The sequence below is a fragment of the Palleniella intestinalis genome, from assembly GCF_013166595.1.
In the GTDB taxonomy this organism is placed as follows: Bacteria; Bacteroidota; Bacteroidia; order Bacteroidales; family Bacteroidaceae; genus Prevotella; species Prevotella intestinalis.
Genome location: NZ_JABKKG010000006.1, coordinates 41,624 through 57,382, shown reverse-complemented (window position 1 = coordinate 57,382; position 15,759 = coordinate 41,624). Strand labels below are relative to the sequence as shown.

General features: G+C 49.6%; 11 protein-coding genes. 2 read left to right on the top strand and 9 right to left on the bottom strand.

Annotated features, from left to right (window positions below):
• Nucleotides 1-10 precede the first annotated feature (10 nt).
• The 5 genes from HPS57_RS09405 to HPS57_RS09385 are packed head-to-tail and all read right to left on the bottom strand — an operon-like array spanning nt 11 to nt 4,069.
• Complete coding sequence (locus HPS57_RS09405; RefSeq protein ID WP_172182501.1) at nt 11-1,495, bottom strand: 4Fe-4S binding protein; 1,485 nt, start codon at nt 1,493-1,495, stop codon at nt 11-13.
• A 28-nt stretch (nt 1,496-1,523) separates the two neighbouring features.
• Entirely contained in the window at nt 1,524-2,156 is a 633-nt protein-coding gene (locus HPS57_RS09400) for a flavodoxin (protein ID WP_172182499.1), read from the bottom strand.
• The gene (locus HPS57_RS09395) at nt 2,153-2,989 is read right to left on the bottom strand and encodes an SDR family oxidoreductase (RefSeq protein WP_172182497.1); all 837 of its coding nucleotides are present in this window, start codon (nt 2,987-2,989) and stop codon (nt 2,153-2,155) included. Before HPS57_RS09395 ends, HPS57_RS09400 begins: the two co-directional genes overlap by 4 nt.
• The gene (locus HPS57_RS09390; protein ID WP_172182495.1) at nt 2,986-3,525 is read right to left on the bottom strand and encodes a DapH/DapD/GlmU-related protein; all 540 of its coding nucleotides are present in this window, start codon (nt 3,523-3,525) and stop codon (nt 2,986-2,988) included. The genes HPS57_RS09395 and HPS57_RS09390 overlap by 4 nt, the downstream gene beginning before the upstream one ends.
• Before the next feature lie 4 nt (nt 3,526-3,529).
• A complete protein-coding gene (locus tag HPS57_RS09385) occupies nt 3,530-4,069 on the bottom strand; it encodes a flavodoxin family protein (RefSeq protein WP_172182493.1) in 540 nt (179 codons plus the stop codon).
• Between the two features lie 177 nt (nt 4,070-4,246).
• Here HPS57_RS09385 and HPS57_RS09380 point away from each other — a divergent pair, with 177 nt between their 5' ends.
• Nucleotides 4,247-5,149: a helix-turn-helix domain-containing protein gene (locus tag HPS57_RS09380; protein WP_172182491.1), complete on the top strand. Its 903-nt coding sequence runs from the start codon at nt 4,247-4,249 to the stop codon at nt 5,147-5,149.
• Nucleotides 5,150-5,223: 74 nt separating this feature from the next.
• Here HPS57_RS09380 and HPS57_RS09375 read toward each other — a convergent pair whose 3' ends face one another.
• Nucleotides 5,224-6,072, bottom strand: coding sequence for an aldo/keto reductase (locus tag HPS57_RS09375; protein ID WP_172182488.1), 849 nt, complete (start codon nt 6,070-6,072; stop codon nt 5,224-5,226).
• On the opposite strand from HPS57_RS09375, the gene HPS57_RS09370 reads away from it, so the two are divergent.
• Entirely contained in the window at nt 6,050-7,015 is a 966-nt protein-coding gene (locus tag HPS57_RS09370) for an AraC family transcriptional regulator (RefSeq protein ID WP_172182486.1), read from the top strand. The two genes, HPS57_RS09375 and HPS57_RS09370, sit on opposite strands and share 23 nt — an antisense overlap.
• Before the next feature lie 172 nt (nt 7,016-7,187).
• Here the strand turns inward: HPS57_RS09370 and HPS57_RS09365 are convergent, their stop codons facing one another.
• The 3 genes from HPS57_RS09365 to HPS57_RS09355 form a co-directional block, all read right to left on the bottom strand.
• The gene (locus HPS57_RS09365; protein ID WP_172182484.1) at nt 7,188-13,022 is read right to left on the bottom strand and encodes a helicase-like domain-containing protein; all 5,835 of its coding nucleotides are present in this window, start codon (nt 13,020-13,022) and stop codon (nt 7,188-7,190) included.
• Nucleotides 13,012-13,464, bottom strand: coding sequence for a DUF1896 domain-containing protein (locus HPS57_RS09360; protein ID WP_172182482.1), 453 nt, complete (start codon nt 13,462-13,464; stop codon nt 13,012-13,014). The genes HPS57_RS09365 and HPS57_RS09360 overlap by 11 nt, the downstream gene beginning before the upstream one ends.
• A 165-nt stretch (nt 13,465-13,629) precedes the next feature.
• Nucleotides 13,630-15,717 (bottom strand): type IA DNA topoisomerase, encoded by a 2,088-nt coding sequence (locus HPS57_RS09355; RefSeq protein WP_172182480.1) that lies wholly within the window; start codon nt 15,715-15,717, stop codon nt 13,630-13,632.
• Between the last annotated feature and the right edge of the window lie 42 nt (nt 15,718-15,759).

Here is a 15,759-nt window from a genome sequence, read left to right as displayed (position 1 = left end):
CTTCTATGATTTAGATGATTCTGTGATTTTCATGTCCTTCGACATATATCGCGCTGAACGGACGCGCCGGACAAAGGTTTTCGCAGGCTCCGCATCCGATGCAACGTTCATCATTCACGACCGGTACCTTAGGGGAATCAGGATTATCCTTGTCGGAAGGTACCATCTGAATGGCTCCCACAGGACAATGGCGGGCACAATTACCACATTCCACACCGTCAGTAAGAGGTACGCAATTGTCCTTTACCCACACCGCATGACCGATTTGAACTGAAGATTTTTCAGCCCGGTCAAGTTTTATAATTGCTCCCGCCGGACAAACCTCAGAACATTTGGTACATTCCGGACGGCAATATCCACGCTCGTACGAAGAACGGGGTTGCATAAGAGTGTCAAGGTCAGAAGACGGACGCAGCACACCATTAGGACAGGCGGCAACACATAATTGACAACCGGTACAATGGTTTGTCAGATGCCTCAGGCTTATTGCCCCCGGAGGAACTATAGGTGTCTTGCGTTCCGGTATTTTCTTGTCGGTTATCACGGCAAGACCTCCATCAACCGTTTTCTCTTCCGCATGAAGGATGGCAGTCGTACCGATAGCAAATGTTGTCGTAAGGAAATTACGTCGTGAAGGGCCTACAGATCCAGTCGTATCCAACTGCTTGTCAGTATTTACTTTTCTGCGGGAATATGATATTGCGTTTTTGTGACATTTGCCGATGCAATCCATGCAAGCCACACATCGGGAATAGTCAATCGTATGGTTCTTGCTGTTGATACATGCCGCTTTGCAGTTTCTGGCACATAGTCCGCAACTATTGCATTTCGTCACATCTATGACAGGCTTGAATAACGAATACTTAGATAGAAATCCTAAGACTGTTCCGACCGGGCATATCGTGTTGCAATATGTGCGCCCGTTTCGCCACGCCATTATTCCGAGTGCAACAATGGTTGCCATAGCGATTCCGAAAGTTATGCCACTGCGTATCCAGACATCTACCGGATAAAAGGCATAGCTTTCATATCTGGCTGCTAATTCCGCAAGAAGGTTATTGCCATATCCCCATATCGGAGAGAGCAGGTTTTGCGCAATGCGTCCATATGAACTATAAGGAGCAAGCAATGCCACAATTGAGCCGATACCAAGAATAATGGAGGCAAGCATCACTATCAGCATTGTATAGCGCAATATGTTTTTAGCAGGGGAATACGAATAACGGTTTTTCTTTTGTTTCTTTCCCATCCAACCGAATATGTCTTGCATAACCCCCAACGGGCATATCACAGAACAGTAAACTCTGCCAAGAAGCAGAGTCAATGCAACAAGCGCAACGATTACACCGAGGTTCAACGCAAGCACGGCTGGTAGGAACTGTATTTTAGCCATCCAACCGAGCCATGTGTGAGTTACTCCGGTGAAATCGAGAAAAAGCAGCGTGATACCTATAAAAAATATCATCGCTAATGTAATTCTGATTTTTCTCAACATGGTCTGTTATTTTGTTAAGTAGTTATGATTATTTCAGCCTTTCAAGCCATGTGTTGACTGTTTTTCGAGCCTGCTCACGATTGTTCTGTGCTGTAGAGCCTTTCACCGCAAGACCTTTGGTTATCGTTGCACCTTTGCACACATCTGATATGTATTTTTCTGTATCAGATAGTCCACTGCCTTCATGTGTGCAAAACGGAATTACGATTTTTCCTTTCCAATTATGTTTTTCGAGAAACGTATAAACAGGCATCGGCATATCTGCCCACCAGTTCGGATAGCCAATGAATATTACATCATAATCCTCTACGGCGATGTCCCCTTTTATTGCAGGTCGAGCTTTTTCCGCCTTTTCCTTTTTGGCGATATCCACCACCTCATCATATGAATCATGGGGATATTCTTTTTCTGGCACGATTTCAAATAGTTTACCTCCGGTTGCCTCACCAATCATTTTAGCAATGATATGAGTGTTACCCTCAGAGATATTGCCGACAGAGTAGTTTTCCCCCGTATGTGAAAAGAAAACCACAAGAGTCTTTTTGTCTTTAATACTTGTTTCCATACTATCTTTCTTATTATTCTTATTCGCATTGTTCCCGGCACATGATGTAATTGCCGTTGTCAATATTATCATTATAATGCTTAGTATTCTTTTCATTTCAGATCTGGATTTAATGGTCCGTAAAAATAGGATGCGGTGGCACCTCCGTCAATTAGAAAATCTGTACCGGTAATAAACGCGCCTTGTGGACGCATAAGCAATTCAGCGACATTGGCCACTTCATCAGCTGTGCCGGGACGTCCTGCCGGACATTTGGCAAACATATTTTTGTAGAAGTCACCGCGTGGTCCATTGAACTCGTCAATGGCAAGCGGTGTAACAATTATACCCGGTGATATGGAGTTGATTCTCGCGTTGCGTTCTCCCCATTTCACCGATTCAGCCATGACGCGCTTCACATTGCAACGTTTAGCCAACTGGTAGGCATGGAGTGTGTCACGGATATTTGTCGGATGCAGCATTTCAAGTGACAGCAGTTCTTCTGTGGGGGTCATGGCGAACAGCGTGTCCTGTTCCTGTGTCAATGCCGGCATACGGTGTCCGCTTTGGCTGGAAATTGTAATACCCGTGCCACCTTTCGCAATGACCTTACCCACCTCTTCAAGTAATACGGCGGTGCCATACAGATCCACTTTCAAAATGGTTTCAATGGATGCTTGACTGGGAGATACGCCTGCGGCATTGACAAGCATGGTTATGTCCCCATGTTTCCGTGCTTCTGCTATTATGGCAAGGATACTGTCACGACTTGAGAGGTTCATTTCAAACGGGACACAATCATATCCTGCGTTATTCATCACATCACAGATAGCGTCGGCATTCTCTATCTTTTTATCGCCAATAATAATCTTCATGCCGTATCCCATCCGCCGGGCAATCGCCATACCTATCTGACCGGCACCGGTTAAAAGCATAACATCTTTCCTCATTGTACTTGTTTCTTTACTATCTTTTTTATTATCCTTGCTGGATTCCCCGCAACGATGGTATTTGGTTCAACATTGTGCGTGACAATGCTTCCGGCTCCTACAACTGCATTCTCGCCCACAGTTACGCCGGGAAGAATTGTAGCTCCGGCTCCAATCCATGCACGTTTGCATATATGCACCGGCTTACACGTTATGACCCAACGATCGTTAAGGTCGTGGTTATTGGAGATAATCTGCACGTTTGCCGCAATCATCACATCGTCATCAATAGTGATTCCTCCGGCAGACATCATCAGGCATCCGGGCATAATAAGCACCCGATTCCCAATAGAGACTTCATCTGTCCGCACGGCAGTGATTGGTGTGTTGATGCGACATTCCACGCCAATATTGGGAAATACCTTTGCAATCAATTCTTCATATTCCTGCGTATAGGGCATTGTATGGTTGAGCCGAAACATCAACTGCGAGAGATTTCTTGCCTTCTCCAATTCTTCTGTGGTTTGGTGGGCACAGTCTATTCGTTTTTCTTCCATATTGTCATCTTATTGATTTCCCCATTTCGTATGCCTGTCGCATATATGGTGTGCCGCTAATTTCTCCTTTTTCATAGACTCCTTTGCCGCATATAACGCCCATCTCTTTTGAGCCTTCAAAGCAAGCGGCAAGACCACGGAAACATTCAAGTGTGCAATCCATAGTATGTCCCTCGTCTTCTGCTGCTGTCATGATGTAGTAGAACTCCTTATTCTTTAATTCAAGCCAACGGGCCACAGTTCGATCGATAACCGCTTTCATCTGAGCGTTGACTGAATAGAAATATACGGGCGATGAAAGCACAAGCACCTCTGCATCAAGCATTTTCTGCAAAACTTCGGACATATCGTCTTTTACGCAACACTCACCGCCATGATTCTTACAGTAATAGCAGGCACGGCAATAGCCAATCTTTTTGCTGGGAATCCATATTTTCTCCACGACATTGCCACTTTCCTCTGCTCCGCGCATGAACTCATCGCAGAGCAAATCTGAATTTCCTCCTTTTCGAGGACTTCCCGACAGTATCAATACCTTTTTCATTGTTATATTCATTATTATCAGTAATATCAAATTTATCCAAGTGCAAAGTTATAGCGTATTATAATAGGGGGTACCACACAGATTACGGATTGAATAACCAATTTTACCTATATGACGAAAAGTGCTTGGTTGTAATGAATTGATAGTGTAATTTTGCACTAAATTAGCAATGTAATTATGAAAGATAATATAATCAATCTCCCGTCTGTTCAAGACTATTGCCGCTTGCTTGGAACGAAGGCTCAGCATCCTCTCGTTTCGGTAATCGATATGTCTGAGCTTCCCCAAATGGCACATTCAGTTAAAAAATTTGGGTTCTTTTGTGTCTTCTATAAGGAAATTAACTGTGGGGAAATGCTTTATGGCAGGAATAAATATGACTACGAAGAAGGCACCATGATGTTTATTGGTGCAAATCAGATTGCAGGAGTCAATGACGGGAAGATTGTTCTAAATCCTAAAGGACAGATTCTGATGTTTCATCCAAACTTGTTGATTGGCACATCTCTTGCGAAGCGTATGGAAGAATACTCGTTTTTCTCCTACGATTCTAATGAGGCACTTCACATGAGCGATAGGGAGAAAACCATTATACTGAATTGCTTCCATGAAATCCGTGAAGAACTCGACCATGCCATTGACAAGCACACGAAACATATAGTTACGTCAAACATAGAAACAATGTTGAATCACTGTGTCAGGTTCTATGATCGTCAGTTTGTGACACGTGAGATATTGAACGCAGATGTAATGGCTCGGTTTGACAAAGTTCTTGCCGACTATTTCCATTCAAATAAAATTGTTTCACAAGGTTTGCCAACTGTGAAATACTGCGCCTCGGAAGTATGTCTTTCTCCAAATTATTTTGGAGATCTTGTAAAAAAATCAACCGGGCATACTGCAATTGAGCATATACATCTATTCGCTCTTAACCGTGCTAAAACAATGCTAACCGAAACCAACAAGTCTATATCGGAAATTGCCTATGCTCTTGGGTTCAATTACCCACATCACCTCACTCGGTTATTCAAAAAGCATTTCAATATCACCCCGGTTGAATACCGTGCCATAGCAAATTAATATTCTATTGGGAATGAAATAATATGGCTTGGCTGTCACATTTTGACAATCAAGCCATATTATTTGCAATTGTTTTAGCACAACCCTCGCCACGACATAAACAAACGGGCAGCTTCTGCCGAATGGTGGTCAAAGAACTGGCTATATCCGAGATCGAGTTTCGCTATTTCGAGCATATCTTCTTCGGAAAGTGAGAAATCTGTAACACTCAGGTTCTCACGCATACGTTCTATGTGCGTTGACTTCGGTATGATTATGACTCCACGCTGATAAAGCCATCTTAAAGCGATTTGAGCCACACTTTTACCATATTTTGCGCCGATATTCTCTAATACAGGATTGGTAAAAAGACCATTGCGTCCTTCTGCCAAAGGTCCCCACGACATTATATGACACCCGAATTCCTCCATAATTTTTTTGGCTTCAGTCTGTTGGTTGAATACGTGGGTTTCCACTTGGTTTATCATCGGAGGAATTTCTACATTACTGGCAAGGTCGATAAAGTGGTCAGGGAAAAAGTTACTCACCCCGATAGCCCGGACTTTACCATCCTTATACGCTTGCTCAAGTGCGCGATACGCAGAATACCTATCACAGAAAGGCTGGTGTAGCAACATCAGGTCAATGTAATCAGTACCAAGTTTGCGAAGTGATTCATCGATGGAAGAGAGAGCTTTGTCGTAAGTATAGTTTGAAATCCATACCTTACTCACAAGGAAGAGTTCATCACGACTAATGCCACTATTGGCAATGGCTTTGCCCACTTCTGCCTCATTGTTGTAAGCCTGAGCTGTATCAATCATTCTGTAACCTACACTGAGTGCGTCTGCAACACATCGCTCACATTCTTCGGGTGTCACTTGATAAACGCCATAACCGATCTGTGGCATTTCCACACCATTGGAAAGTTTAATCTTATTCATATCATCTTTATTTGTTGTGATTTATGTTGCAAAATTACCAGATTATATCATAGGAGTTTTTACCTTTTTCACTCCATTACTTTTCAAAATTCACCAAATCAATTATATTTGCAGCATGGAATATGCTCTTATCCCTCAAAATACAATATATTCGGAAAATCTATTGTCAATACTTGACAAAGGTTTCGGCAAAGATTGGTGTGCACATGTATTGTGTCATGCTGGAACTTTTGCAATGATTTTTAATGGTCAATTGATTACTATGAATCCCGGTAATTTATTCGTATCATCACGTCTTGACCTGATTTCCAAACTACAAATAGGACCTAAGGGGTGTAAAGTCGAAATGATTATTGCTCCGCACCAATTTCTTCAAAACCTACTTCCTACCAATAATTACTCTGTAGGAGGCAGTATATCCCTTTTTGAGAACCCGATAATAACGCTTGATGAATATGAAACGGAATTAATTTCTACAGATTTTCAATCAATAAACAGACGACTTTCAGACTCATCTCATCCCTTTTTTGAAGAAATAGTTGGAAGTCTTTGCAGAAGCTTGATGTATGATATATTTGCAGCCCATATAAGGCGTAATACTATGAATAAGCCAACAACAATACAGGGAGCCGATATAATATCACGTCTGCTGGAGTTATTATCATCAGGATTACCGGAGCGTCACCGCACAGTTGATTTTTACGCCGACAAATTATTCGTTTCATCAAAGTATCTTTCAAATCTTGTTCGGCGTCACACTGGACAAACAGTGACAGACCTGATTAACAGTCACGCCTTGCCCATACTTTCAAACTATCTTAAAAATACAACTCTCACACTTGACCAAATTTGTCATGCTATGAACTTCTCTTCTCCATCATATCTAAGTCGTTACATTACCCGTCATTTTGGAATGTCCCCTAAAGCATACCGTGGTTTATAACTATCAGTATGCACTTTTTATTAGATGTAGATACAAGATTTTTGGGAATACAATTGAAATGAACACTACATTCATTAATTGGCGTTTTAGAAAATAATACGCATATTGAAAAATAGAAAAACAAAAATTGTCCGCATCAGTGAACCGATACGGACAGTTTTAGATGTAAGGTTTATATTTTCAATCCTTTCGGACGGGTCTCATCCTTGACATACAGCCCCGGACGCCCGATTATGACATGGTCGGCAATGAAGTTGCCTGTGGGACTTCGTTCACTTGCCGGACTGCGTATCTGCGGTGGTGCATTTTCAGGATATTGCGTCTGCCTGTTCCGCACATCTTCCGCTTCCGGCTTTACTTGCTGCCCCTCATTCTCCTTTTCGGCAACTTCGGGTGTGGGTGGCGCAAGCTCCAGCTGTATCTTGCGGTCGAGGGCGGCAAGTTCGGACTTCAACTGTTTCAGTTCGTCCTCCTTCTTCCACACCTTGCCCGCTATCTCCTGCAACTGCGGTATCTCACGTTCCAGCACCTCGTTCTTCGTCTTGTACTGGTCGATGATGGAGGGGATGCGCTCCAGTGCGTTGAGAAAGTTGCGGGCGGCAGCCACCGGATCAGCCATCGCCAGATGCCCGTTGTTGTAGGTGTACTTGTAGTTACCTTCAATCACGAAGCGGTTGTCGGTGAACTCCAACCCCTCTTTGAGCATCCTCTCGCTTACCACTTTCACCGGGAAGCCGTACAGTTCCCCGATTGGGCTGTACTGCCCTCCGGTGGTGGCGTTCTTGGCTATCTCCTGCAAACGCTTTCCGAGAACCTTCTCGTCGGTGGAATCCACTCCGTCCACCCGCAGGTGGTTAAGTCGGTTGCCCTCCTTGTCGGTCTGCACCACCGAGAGAAAGCGGTTCCAGTCCTCCGTCATGGCATCCACCATTGCCGTGTTATTTCGCAGTTCACTTGTCTTCGACTCCAATTTGAACTCCGAATCGCGCCTGCCCTTGTTGAACGACTTGCGTTCCCCTTCGAGCGAGGCTATGCGCTTTTCAAGTTTCGCCTTGTCCAAAAGATCGGTGTTGCCGGATAGCAACGCCATGTACTCCGAGAAGTTCATGCCCGACTTCTCATCCATAGCCCCCTCGTCGATGGTACGCGCACCCATCGCGCCGCTTTTGAGCTGACTGATGAAAGTCTGCTTGCAGTGCAGGAGGTTGAACTTGTAGCTGTCCAGCGACTTCTCAACGGCATAGATGATTACATCCACGTTGTTCCCGGCGAAATGCTTGGCGATTTCGTTGCCCGCTCTAACTCCGCGTCCGTCACGCTGTTGCAGGTCAGATGGTCGCCACGGTGTATCGAGATGATGAATGGCGACACACCGTTTCTGAGCGTTCACGCCCGTGCCGAGCATGGAGGTGGAGCCAAACAGCACCCGCACCGTCCCGGCGTTCATGGCGTCTATCACCGCCTTCCGTGCCTTGTCGGTCTTGCACTCCTGAATGAAGCGTACCTCACCCGGCGGTATGCCGTAGTCCTCCGTCAGCTTGCGCTTGATTTCCGAATAGACGTTCCACCCGTCGCCCGGCTGGTATGTCCCCAAGTCCGAGAAGACAAATTGTGTGCCTTTCTGCGCGTCGTATTTTTGGTAATACTCCGCAATCATCTTGGCGCAATGACTCGCCTTGTTGTCGGGGTGATCTTCATAGTTCGGGTCTATCATGCGCATATCCAATGCCATCTTGCGGGCGTAGTCCGTGGCGATGAGCATCTTCGCCTTCTCCTCCGTTTCCGAGAGCGGCAGCCTGCCCAACAGGGTGGCGTCGCCCGTCTTGGCGAACTCCATCAGTTGCTTGATGAAATACTCTTGGTCGGGCGTGGGCGGTATGTGGTGCAGTATTTCGTTCTTGTGCGGACGGTCCACGCCCACGTCCTCCGCCGTGCGGTAGTCCGTTATCTCGTTATAGAAGGCGGCAAGTTCCGGCACTTTGATGAAGTAGCGGAAACGCTCCTTCTGCACCACGTTGTTCGTCACGTTGAACTCGAAGTCGGTGGTCTTCTTGGCGAAAATCGCAGCCCACGCATCAAAACAGCGGATGTCCTGCCGCTCCAGCTCCTTCGGGCGCAGGTACTTGAACAGCAGGTACAGCTCCGTCAGCGAGTTGCTGATGGTCGTGCCGGAGAGGAAGGTAGCCCCCAAGTCCCTGCCCGTGCGCTCCTGTATGGTGCGGATGGCAAAGAGCATATTGAGAGCCTTCTGGCTTCCCTCCGAGTTGCCCAGTCCCGCCACACGGTCGTGGCGCGTGTTGAACGTAAGGTTCTTGAACTGGTGGCTCTCGTCGATGAAGATGTGGTCGATGCCCATCTGCTTGAAGTCCACCACATCGTCCGTGCGTGACTGGATGGCGTGTTCCACCTTCTCCAATTTTGCCACAAGGTTGTGCTTGCGCTTCTCCAGCCCTTTCAGCATCGCCCGCGACACGTTCTTTCCCTGTTCACGCAGCACTTCGAGGTTTTCCTCCACGGTGTCAAGCTCCGCTTGCAGGATGCGCTGCTGCAACTCCGGCGACTGCGGTATCTTGCCGAACTGGTCGTGCGACATGATGACACAATCGTAGTCGTTGTTTCGGATGTTGTTGAAGAAACGCACGCGGTTGGCGGTCGAGAAGTCCTTTTCCGAAGCATAGAGAATACGCGCGTTGGGATATGCCGCCTGATAGGTGGCTGCAATCTCCGCTACATTGGCTTTCAGCCCGATAATCATCGGCTTGTGCGCCAAGTTCAGACGCTTCATTTCATGCGCCGCAATGCACATTATCAGCGTCTTACCGGTTCCAACTTCGTGGTCACAGATCCCGCCGCCGTTCTGTTTCAGCATCCATACGCAATCCATCTGCGAGGGATATACGCTCTTGATACCCCGGCTTGCCAAGCCTTTCAGATTGAGGTCGGGGAAAGTCTGGTGTGAGCCGTCATACTTCGGGCGCACGAAACAGTTGAACTTGCGGTTATACATCGTTGTCAGCCGTTCCTTGAACTGTGGCGACTGTTCCTCCAGCCACTCGGTGAATCCGTTTCGTATCTCGTCAATCTTGGCGTTGGCGAGCTGTATGCCCTCGCTGTCGCGCACCTTGATGTCGTTGCCATGCTCATCCTTGCCGATGGACTTCATCATGTCGGGGCAGGTGTTGTGCAGGGCGTGTTTCAAAAGGCTCATGCCGTCGTAACTGCGGTAATAGCCCTTCACGCAGAATTCGTCCCATATCTTGAAATTCTTGTGGCTGCAAGCCACCGAGAACTCATCCAAAGTCGGAGAGTAAGCAATTTTCACGTCCGTGCTGTAAAAATGGCTCATGTAGGCGGAATAGACACCTGTCGGAATCCAGCGTTCCCCGAAGTTGAAGTCCAGATCCTCGAAGGCGATGCGCGGCGGTTCGGCGTCTTTCAGTGCCTCCAACGCCTGTTTGACCTCCGGCATACGCTCATTTTCGGGATTGTTATCCATCCAAACCTCTATGCGTTCCGCCTTTTCTATCACGTTCCCGGCGATGAATCGGTCTTTTATCTCGTAACCGGTCACGAGCGGATTGTAGTAGATGCGCCCTTGCAGGGCTGTGAGCAAATCCTCCGCCGTGCTGTCGGTTATCTCACGCATATAGTCGAGATTGACCGTGCCGAACTTGTTGAGCGATGCGGACAGGGCTTCTTCGGGAGTGCCAACATTGGCATGGTTCTCCACCGAGAAGGAAACGGGACGCTCGAAGATGTCCGCCTTGACGAACTTTCCGTTCTCCGCCCGTTCCAGCGAAAGGATGTCACGCCCGCCTGCGTCCATCATCACCAGCTTCACATTCTGCTTGGCGTTGAGGTTGCCGTAGCGCATGACGAACTCGTCGTAACAGGTGTTCAGATGCTCACGCCACGGTACATTTTCCTCTTGACTGTTCGATTCATAGCGGTACAGACGCTCGTAGGCATCGCGCAGCGACACATACAGCAACGCCTTTTCCTTCTGGTAGCCTTTCAGGTCAAGCGGCTGGAATGTCGCGCCGTAGGGCGTGATGTCTTTCAGGTAGCCGACGGTACTACGCGACCTGTCAGCCACCAGCGACCCTTCACGCAGGTGCATTTCCGGTGTGCGGTGGTAGGCACGGGGCGAGAGGTCTATGACTTCCTCCTTCGGCTTCTCCGCCTCGATTTCGGGGAAAAGGGAGGATGCCGCCTCCGACGGTGTGTCAGTGGCGACTGGTGTTGCGGCGACCTCCGGCTGTGTTTCCTCCTGCCGTGGTTGCTCACGGGGAGTTTCCGGTGCGGTTTTCACCTCTGCCTTTTCCGTTGCCACCTGCTTCTCATTGTGCTGTCTTGCCAACTCCCGAAGTTCTTTCCGACGTTCCGGCGTGAGGTTCATCATCATCTCATAGAAACCGTTGATGGGAGGATTGGTTTCCCAGTCCAATGTGGCGTAGATGTCGTCCGGGTCGGCAGGCTTGGCGGTGTTCTCCGCTTTCACCTCCTTATTTTCCACAACGGTTTTTGCAGTTGGTGCTGTCGGCGTAACCGTGGCTTTCGGTTTGGGCGGAGTGGTCTTTGCCGTAACTGCCTTTTTCGCCGTCTTTTTCTTTTTGGCGGTTTTCGGTTGTTGGCTGACTTCTTCCGTCATTCCCCAAAGGTCAAGTAATGATAGCTGCACCCCGTCGGAATATTTCGGACGTGGCTCTATCTCCGGCTTTTCTTCAACGGGTTGTGGTTTCTCCGTCGGAGTTTCAACAGTGTGTGAAAATACCGTTTCCTGTGTTACCGCAGGACGTTCCGGCTCCTTTTGAACGGTAACCTTTTCTTCCATTCTTGACCGTTGGATTGAACCCGAATACAGGCGCATGACAAGGCGGAAATGAAAATCCTCGTCAAGCATACGGCGCAAGTCCCCGGCGATGCCTTCGGTCTTGCCCTCGTGCAGATAGACCATAGCGGGCTTCCCGTAGGGGTCGGTGTCAAGTTTCGCCGTCGTATGCACGATGCGTTCCGGGTGGTGGATGAAGTAGGCGTTGTCGGTCAGGTCGGTTTTCGTGTCCGTCTGTATCACGGTCATCAACCGCTCGTCCTGCGACATTTCCGTCTTTTTCAGGTCCTTTTGCAGCACGATAAGGTCACTACCCACCTCTGTGCCCGCATTGTCCGTGAAAAGGTTGTTGGGCAGGCGTATCGCCGATACCAGATGAGCCTGCCGGAACATCTCGTTACGCACGGAGGTCTTGGTGCTGTTCAACACCCCCTGCGAGGTGATGAAAGCCACGATGCCGCCGTCGCGCACGGCATCCAGCCCTTTGAGGAAAAAATAGTTGTGGATGGCGTTCTGTGCCGACCGTCTGCCGAAGGAATCGCTACGCTGAAACTCAGGGTCGAACACGGCGATGTCGCCAAACGGTATGTTGGACACCGCCAAGTCAAAATAATTGTTGAACGGTCTTTCGATTTTCTCAAAACCGCAGGTTCGCATCTTTTGGTCGGGATAAAGATGCCGCAGGATTGTACCCGTGAGCAGATCCTTCTCAAAAGCCATCACATCCGCACTGGGGCTGTGCCGCAGCACGGAGTCCACGAACACGCCGACGCCTGCCGACGGTTCGAGCATACGGGCGGGGCGGACGCTGTAATCCGCCAGCACGTCCGCGATGGTGTCGGTTATCTCTTTGGGGGTGTAGAAGGCGGTAAGCACGGACGCTTTCAGTGAATCCACAAACCGCTTGTACTCCGTTTCGTCCTTGCTGTTCTCTCGGATGAGCCTGTGCAGCTCCACCGTCGGGGCGAACAGTTCGAGGTCGGATTTCGCCCAACGGACGGCATCCGTCAGTTCCTTCGCGGGGTTCAGGATACATTTCAGACCGCCGAAACCGCAGTACCTTTGAAGTATGGCACGCTCTTCAGTTGTCGCTGTCCTGTTTTCCCTGTCAAGGATGAATGCCGTCCGTATCGCCTCGATGTTGTCCCGTAACTTCTGTTTACGGTTAAATGCCATATTCCTCCAAATAAAGGACGGTTGCACCCGTCAGCTCTGTGTAGAGCAGGTCATGGTCGGGCGACAGGGCGAAGTTGTCGTCCGAAAGGTCATAGACGGAGAACACGTTGCCGACAAGCGGCAGTAGTTTCAGGATAAAGGCTTCACGCTTCTCTTCCGGCACTTCGTCGGAGAACTCGTTTTCCACCACTTCGCGGAGGATGGCGTACCGGGAATAGTGCAGTCCGCGCAGCAGCGTGTCCATCGCCAGCTCTTGCGCACCATCGGCGGGATAGCCTTCAAGCCGTGCCTTCTCATACGTTTCGGCGGCACGGTCGGCGCGTTCCCGAATGAAGGCGGCATCGGAAGCCTGTTCAAACTTGTTCGTGCGGAGGTAGTCCAGCAGGTACAGACCGTAATAGGAAAAGTCGGTCTGACCCTCGTTTCTTTTCTTGTTGTTCATTACTTTGGATTTTAGTGGATTGATATTTAACGGGATAATTACTTGTAGAAAAGGAAGAAAAAGGCACTCGGTATCCCTCCGAGTGCCACCACTAAATCCAAAGTATGAGTGTAATCCGGTATCGAAGAACAATTCATTACTCTGAACAAGTGGCAAAGTTAGTGATTATTTCCTTTTCTTCGGAGAGGAAGCCTTGCTTTTCTTTTCCGGGAACACGAAAGTCGTGTTATATTCCCCGTCAAAGGCGACAATGGCATCGAAACTCTTGCCTTGTTTGCTCTTGAAGCCTTTGAGCAGCTTGGTATGCCCGTCGGTGAGCAGATCCTTGATTTCGTCGTCTGACAGGGTGCGTCCCGCTTTCAGGCGGAACACGGGCAGCCCGCACTCCGTGTTGTCGCAGCGTACCACCTTGCCGTAGAACCGCATCCTGCCAGTGCCGCACTTGGGACACGCGCAGCCGGAGTCGCGGCTGCCGAAGAGCTTGTCGCACGAGAGGAGTTCGGAGGTGATCTCCCGTGTGTACGCCTCTATCTCCTTGCGGAAGGTGTCGGCGGACAGTTCCCCGCGCTCGATGCGTGCCAGTTCCTTCTCCCATTCGCCCGTCATGGCTACATCGGCGATGCGCATCGTCTTGACGACGGAGTTGAGGGCAAGCCCCTTTTCGGTAGGCACGAGCGACTTCTTGCAGCGTTCCACATATCCGCGCTTGAATAGCGTTTCTATGATGGCGGCGCGTGTGGCGGGAGTGCCGATGCCGCAGTCCTTCATCGCCTGCCGCAGTGCGTCGTCCTCGATTTCCTTGCCAGCGGTTTCCATAGCGGATAGCAGGGTGGCTTCGGTGTGCAGCGGTTTCGGCTTGGTCTTTCCTTCGGTAATGGACGAGCCTTTCAGCATGAGCGTGTCGCCTTCCTGCCAGCCGGGGATGGTGGTTTCCTCCTTGTCCTCGCCATAGACGGCACGCCATCCGGCTTGCCTGATGACGCTGCCTTTCACGGCAAACTCCACTCCGGCACATTCCGCCGTGACGTTGGTGACGTCCTTGACGCATTTCTCGGAGAATGCCTCTATCATGCGCCCGGCAATCATCTGATAGACGGTGCTGTCCTCTTTGGAGAGGAAGAGCGGCTTCTCGCCCGTGACGAGCAGGGCGTGGTGGTCCGTCACCTTGCCGCCGTCCACGCTGCGGCGTGTCGGCACGGCTTTCGCCTTTGCCTTGCCTTCCCATTCGGGCAGTGTGCCGATGAAGGCGAGCAGTTTGGGGATTTCGGCGAACACGTCTTCGGGGATGTAGCGGCTTCCCGTTCTCGGATAGGTTATCAACTTCTTCTCGTAGAGCTTCTGAGCGATTTCAAGCGTCTGTTCCGCCGTGAAGCCGTGCTTGGAGTTGGCTTCCTTCTGGAGTGTGGTCAGGTCGTACAGGAGCGGTGTTTCCTCCGTCTTCTCCTTGCGCTCGGCTTTTGTGACGGTGGCGAAGCCTGCCGCCTTTACCTTATTATACAGTTCCATCGCCGGCTCTTTCTCTTTCCATTTTTCGGAGGATGAGAATTTCACGACCTCACCGTCGCAACCGTCCGTTGCGATATGCAGTTGCCAGAAGGCTTCGGGTGTGAAGCGGCGGTTCTCCCAGTAGCGTTCACACACCATCGCCAATGTGGGGGTCTGCACCCGTCCCACGGAGTATGTGCCGTGTCCGGCGGCGATGGATAACGCCTGAGTGCCGTTGATGCCCACGAGCCAGTCGGATTCGCTCCGCGCTTTGGCGGCGAGATAGAGGTTGTCGTACCTGCTGCCGTCTTCGAGGTTGCGCAGCCCCTCGCGGATAGCCTTGTCGGTAAGAGAGCTTATCCACAGGCGCACAAACGGGGTGGTGCATCCCGTGTAGTGGTAGAGGTATCGGAAAATCAGTTCACCCTCGCGCCCGGCATCGGTTGCCACGATGATCTGTTCGCTTGTGTCGAACAGCTTTTTGACTGTCTTGATTTGCGACACCACGCCGCTGTCGGGCTTGTAGCCCTTCTCCGTCCTGACCTGACGGGGGACGAGCGTGAAGGTGTCGGGGATAATCGGGAGGTTGTCACGGACGAATCCGCGCACGCCGTAGCCGTCGGGCATGGCAGGCTGTACGAGGTGTCCGAATGCCCATGTAACGAAATAGCCGCCTCCCTCGAAATATCCTTCCTCTCTCTTTGTCGCGCCCACGATGCGGGCGATTTCACGTGCCACGGAGGGCTTTTCTGCAATGATTGTCTTCATGCTTTTTCTTTTTTAATGATTACTTTTTTTACTTTGGATTGG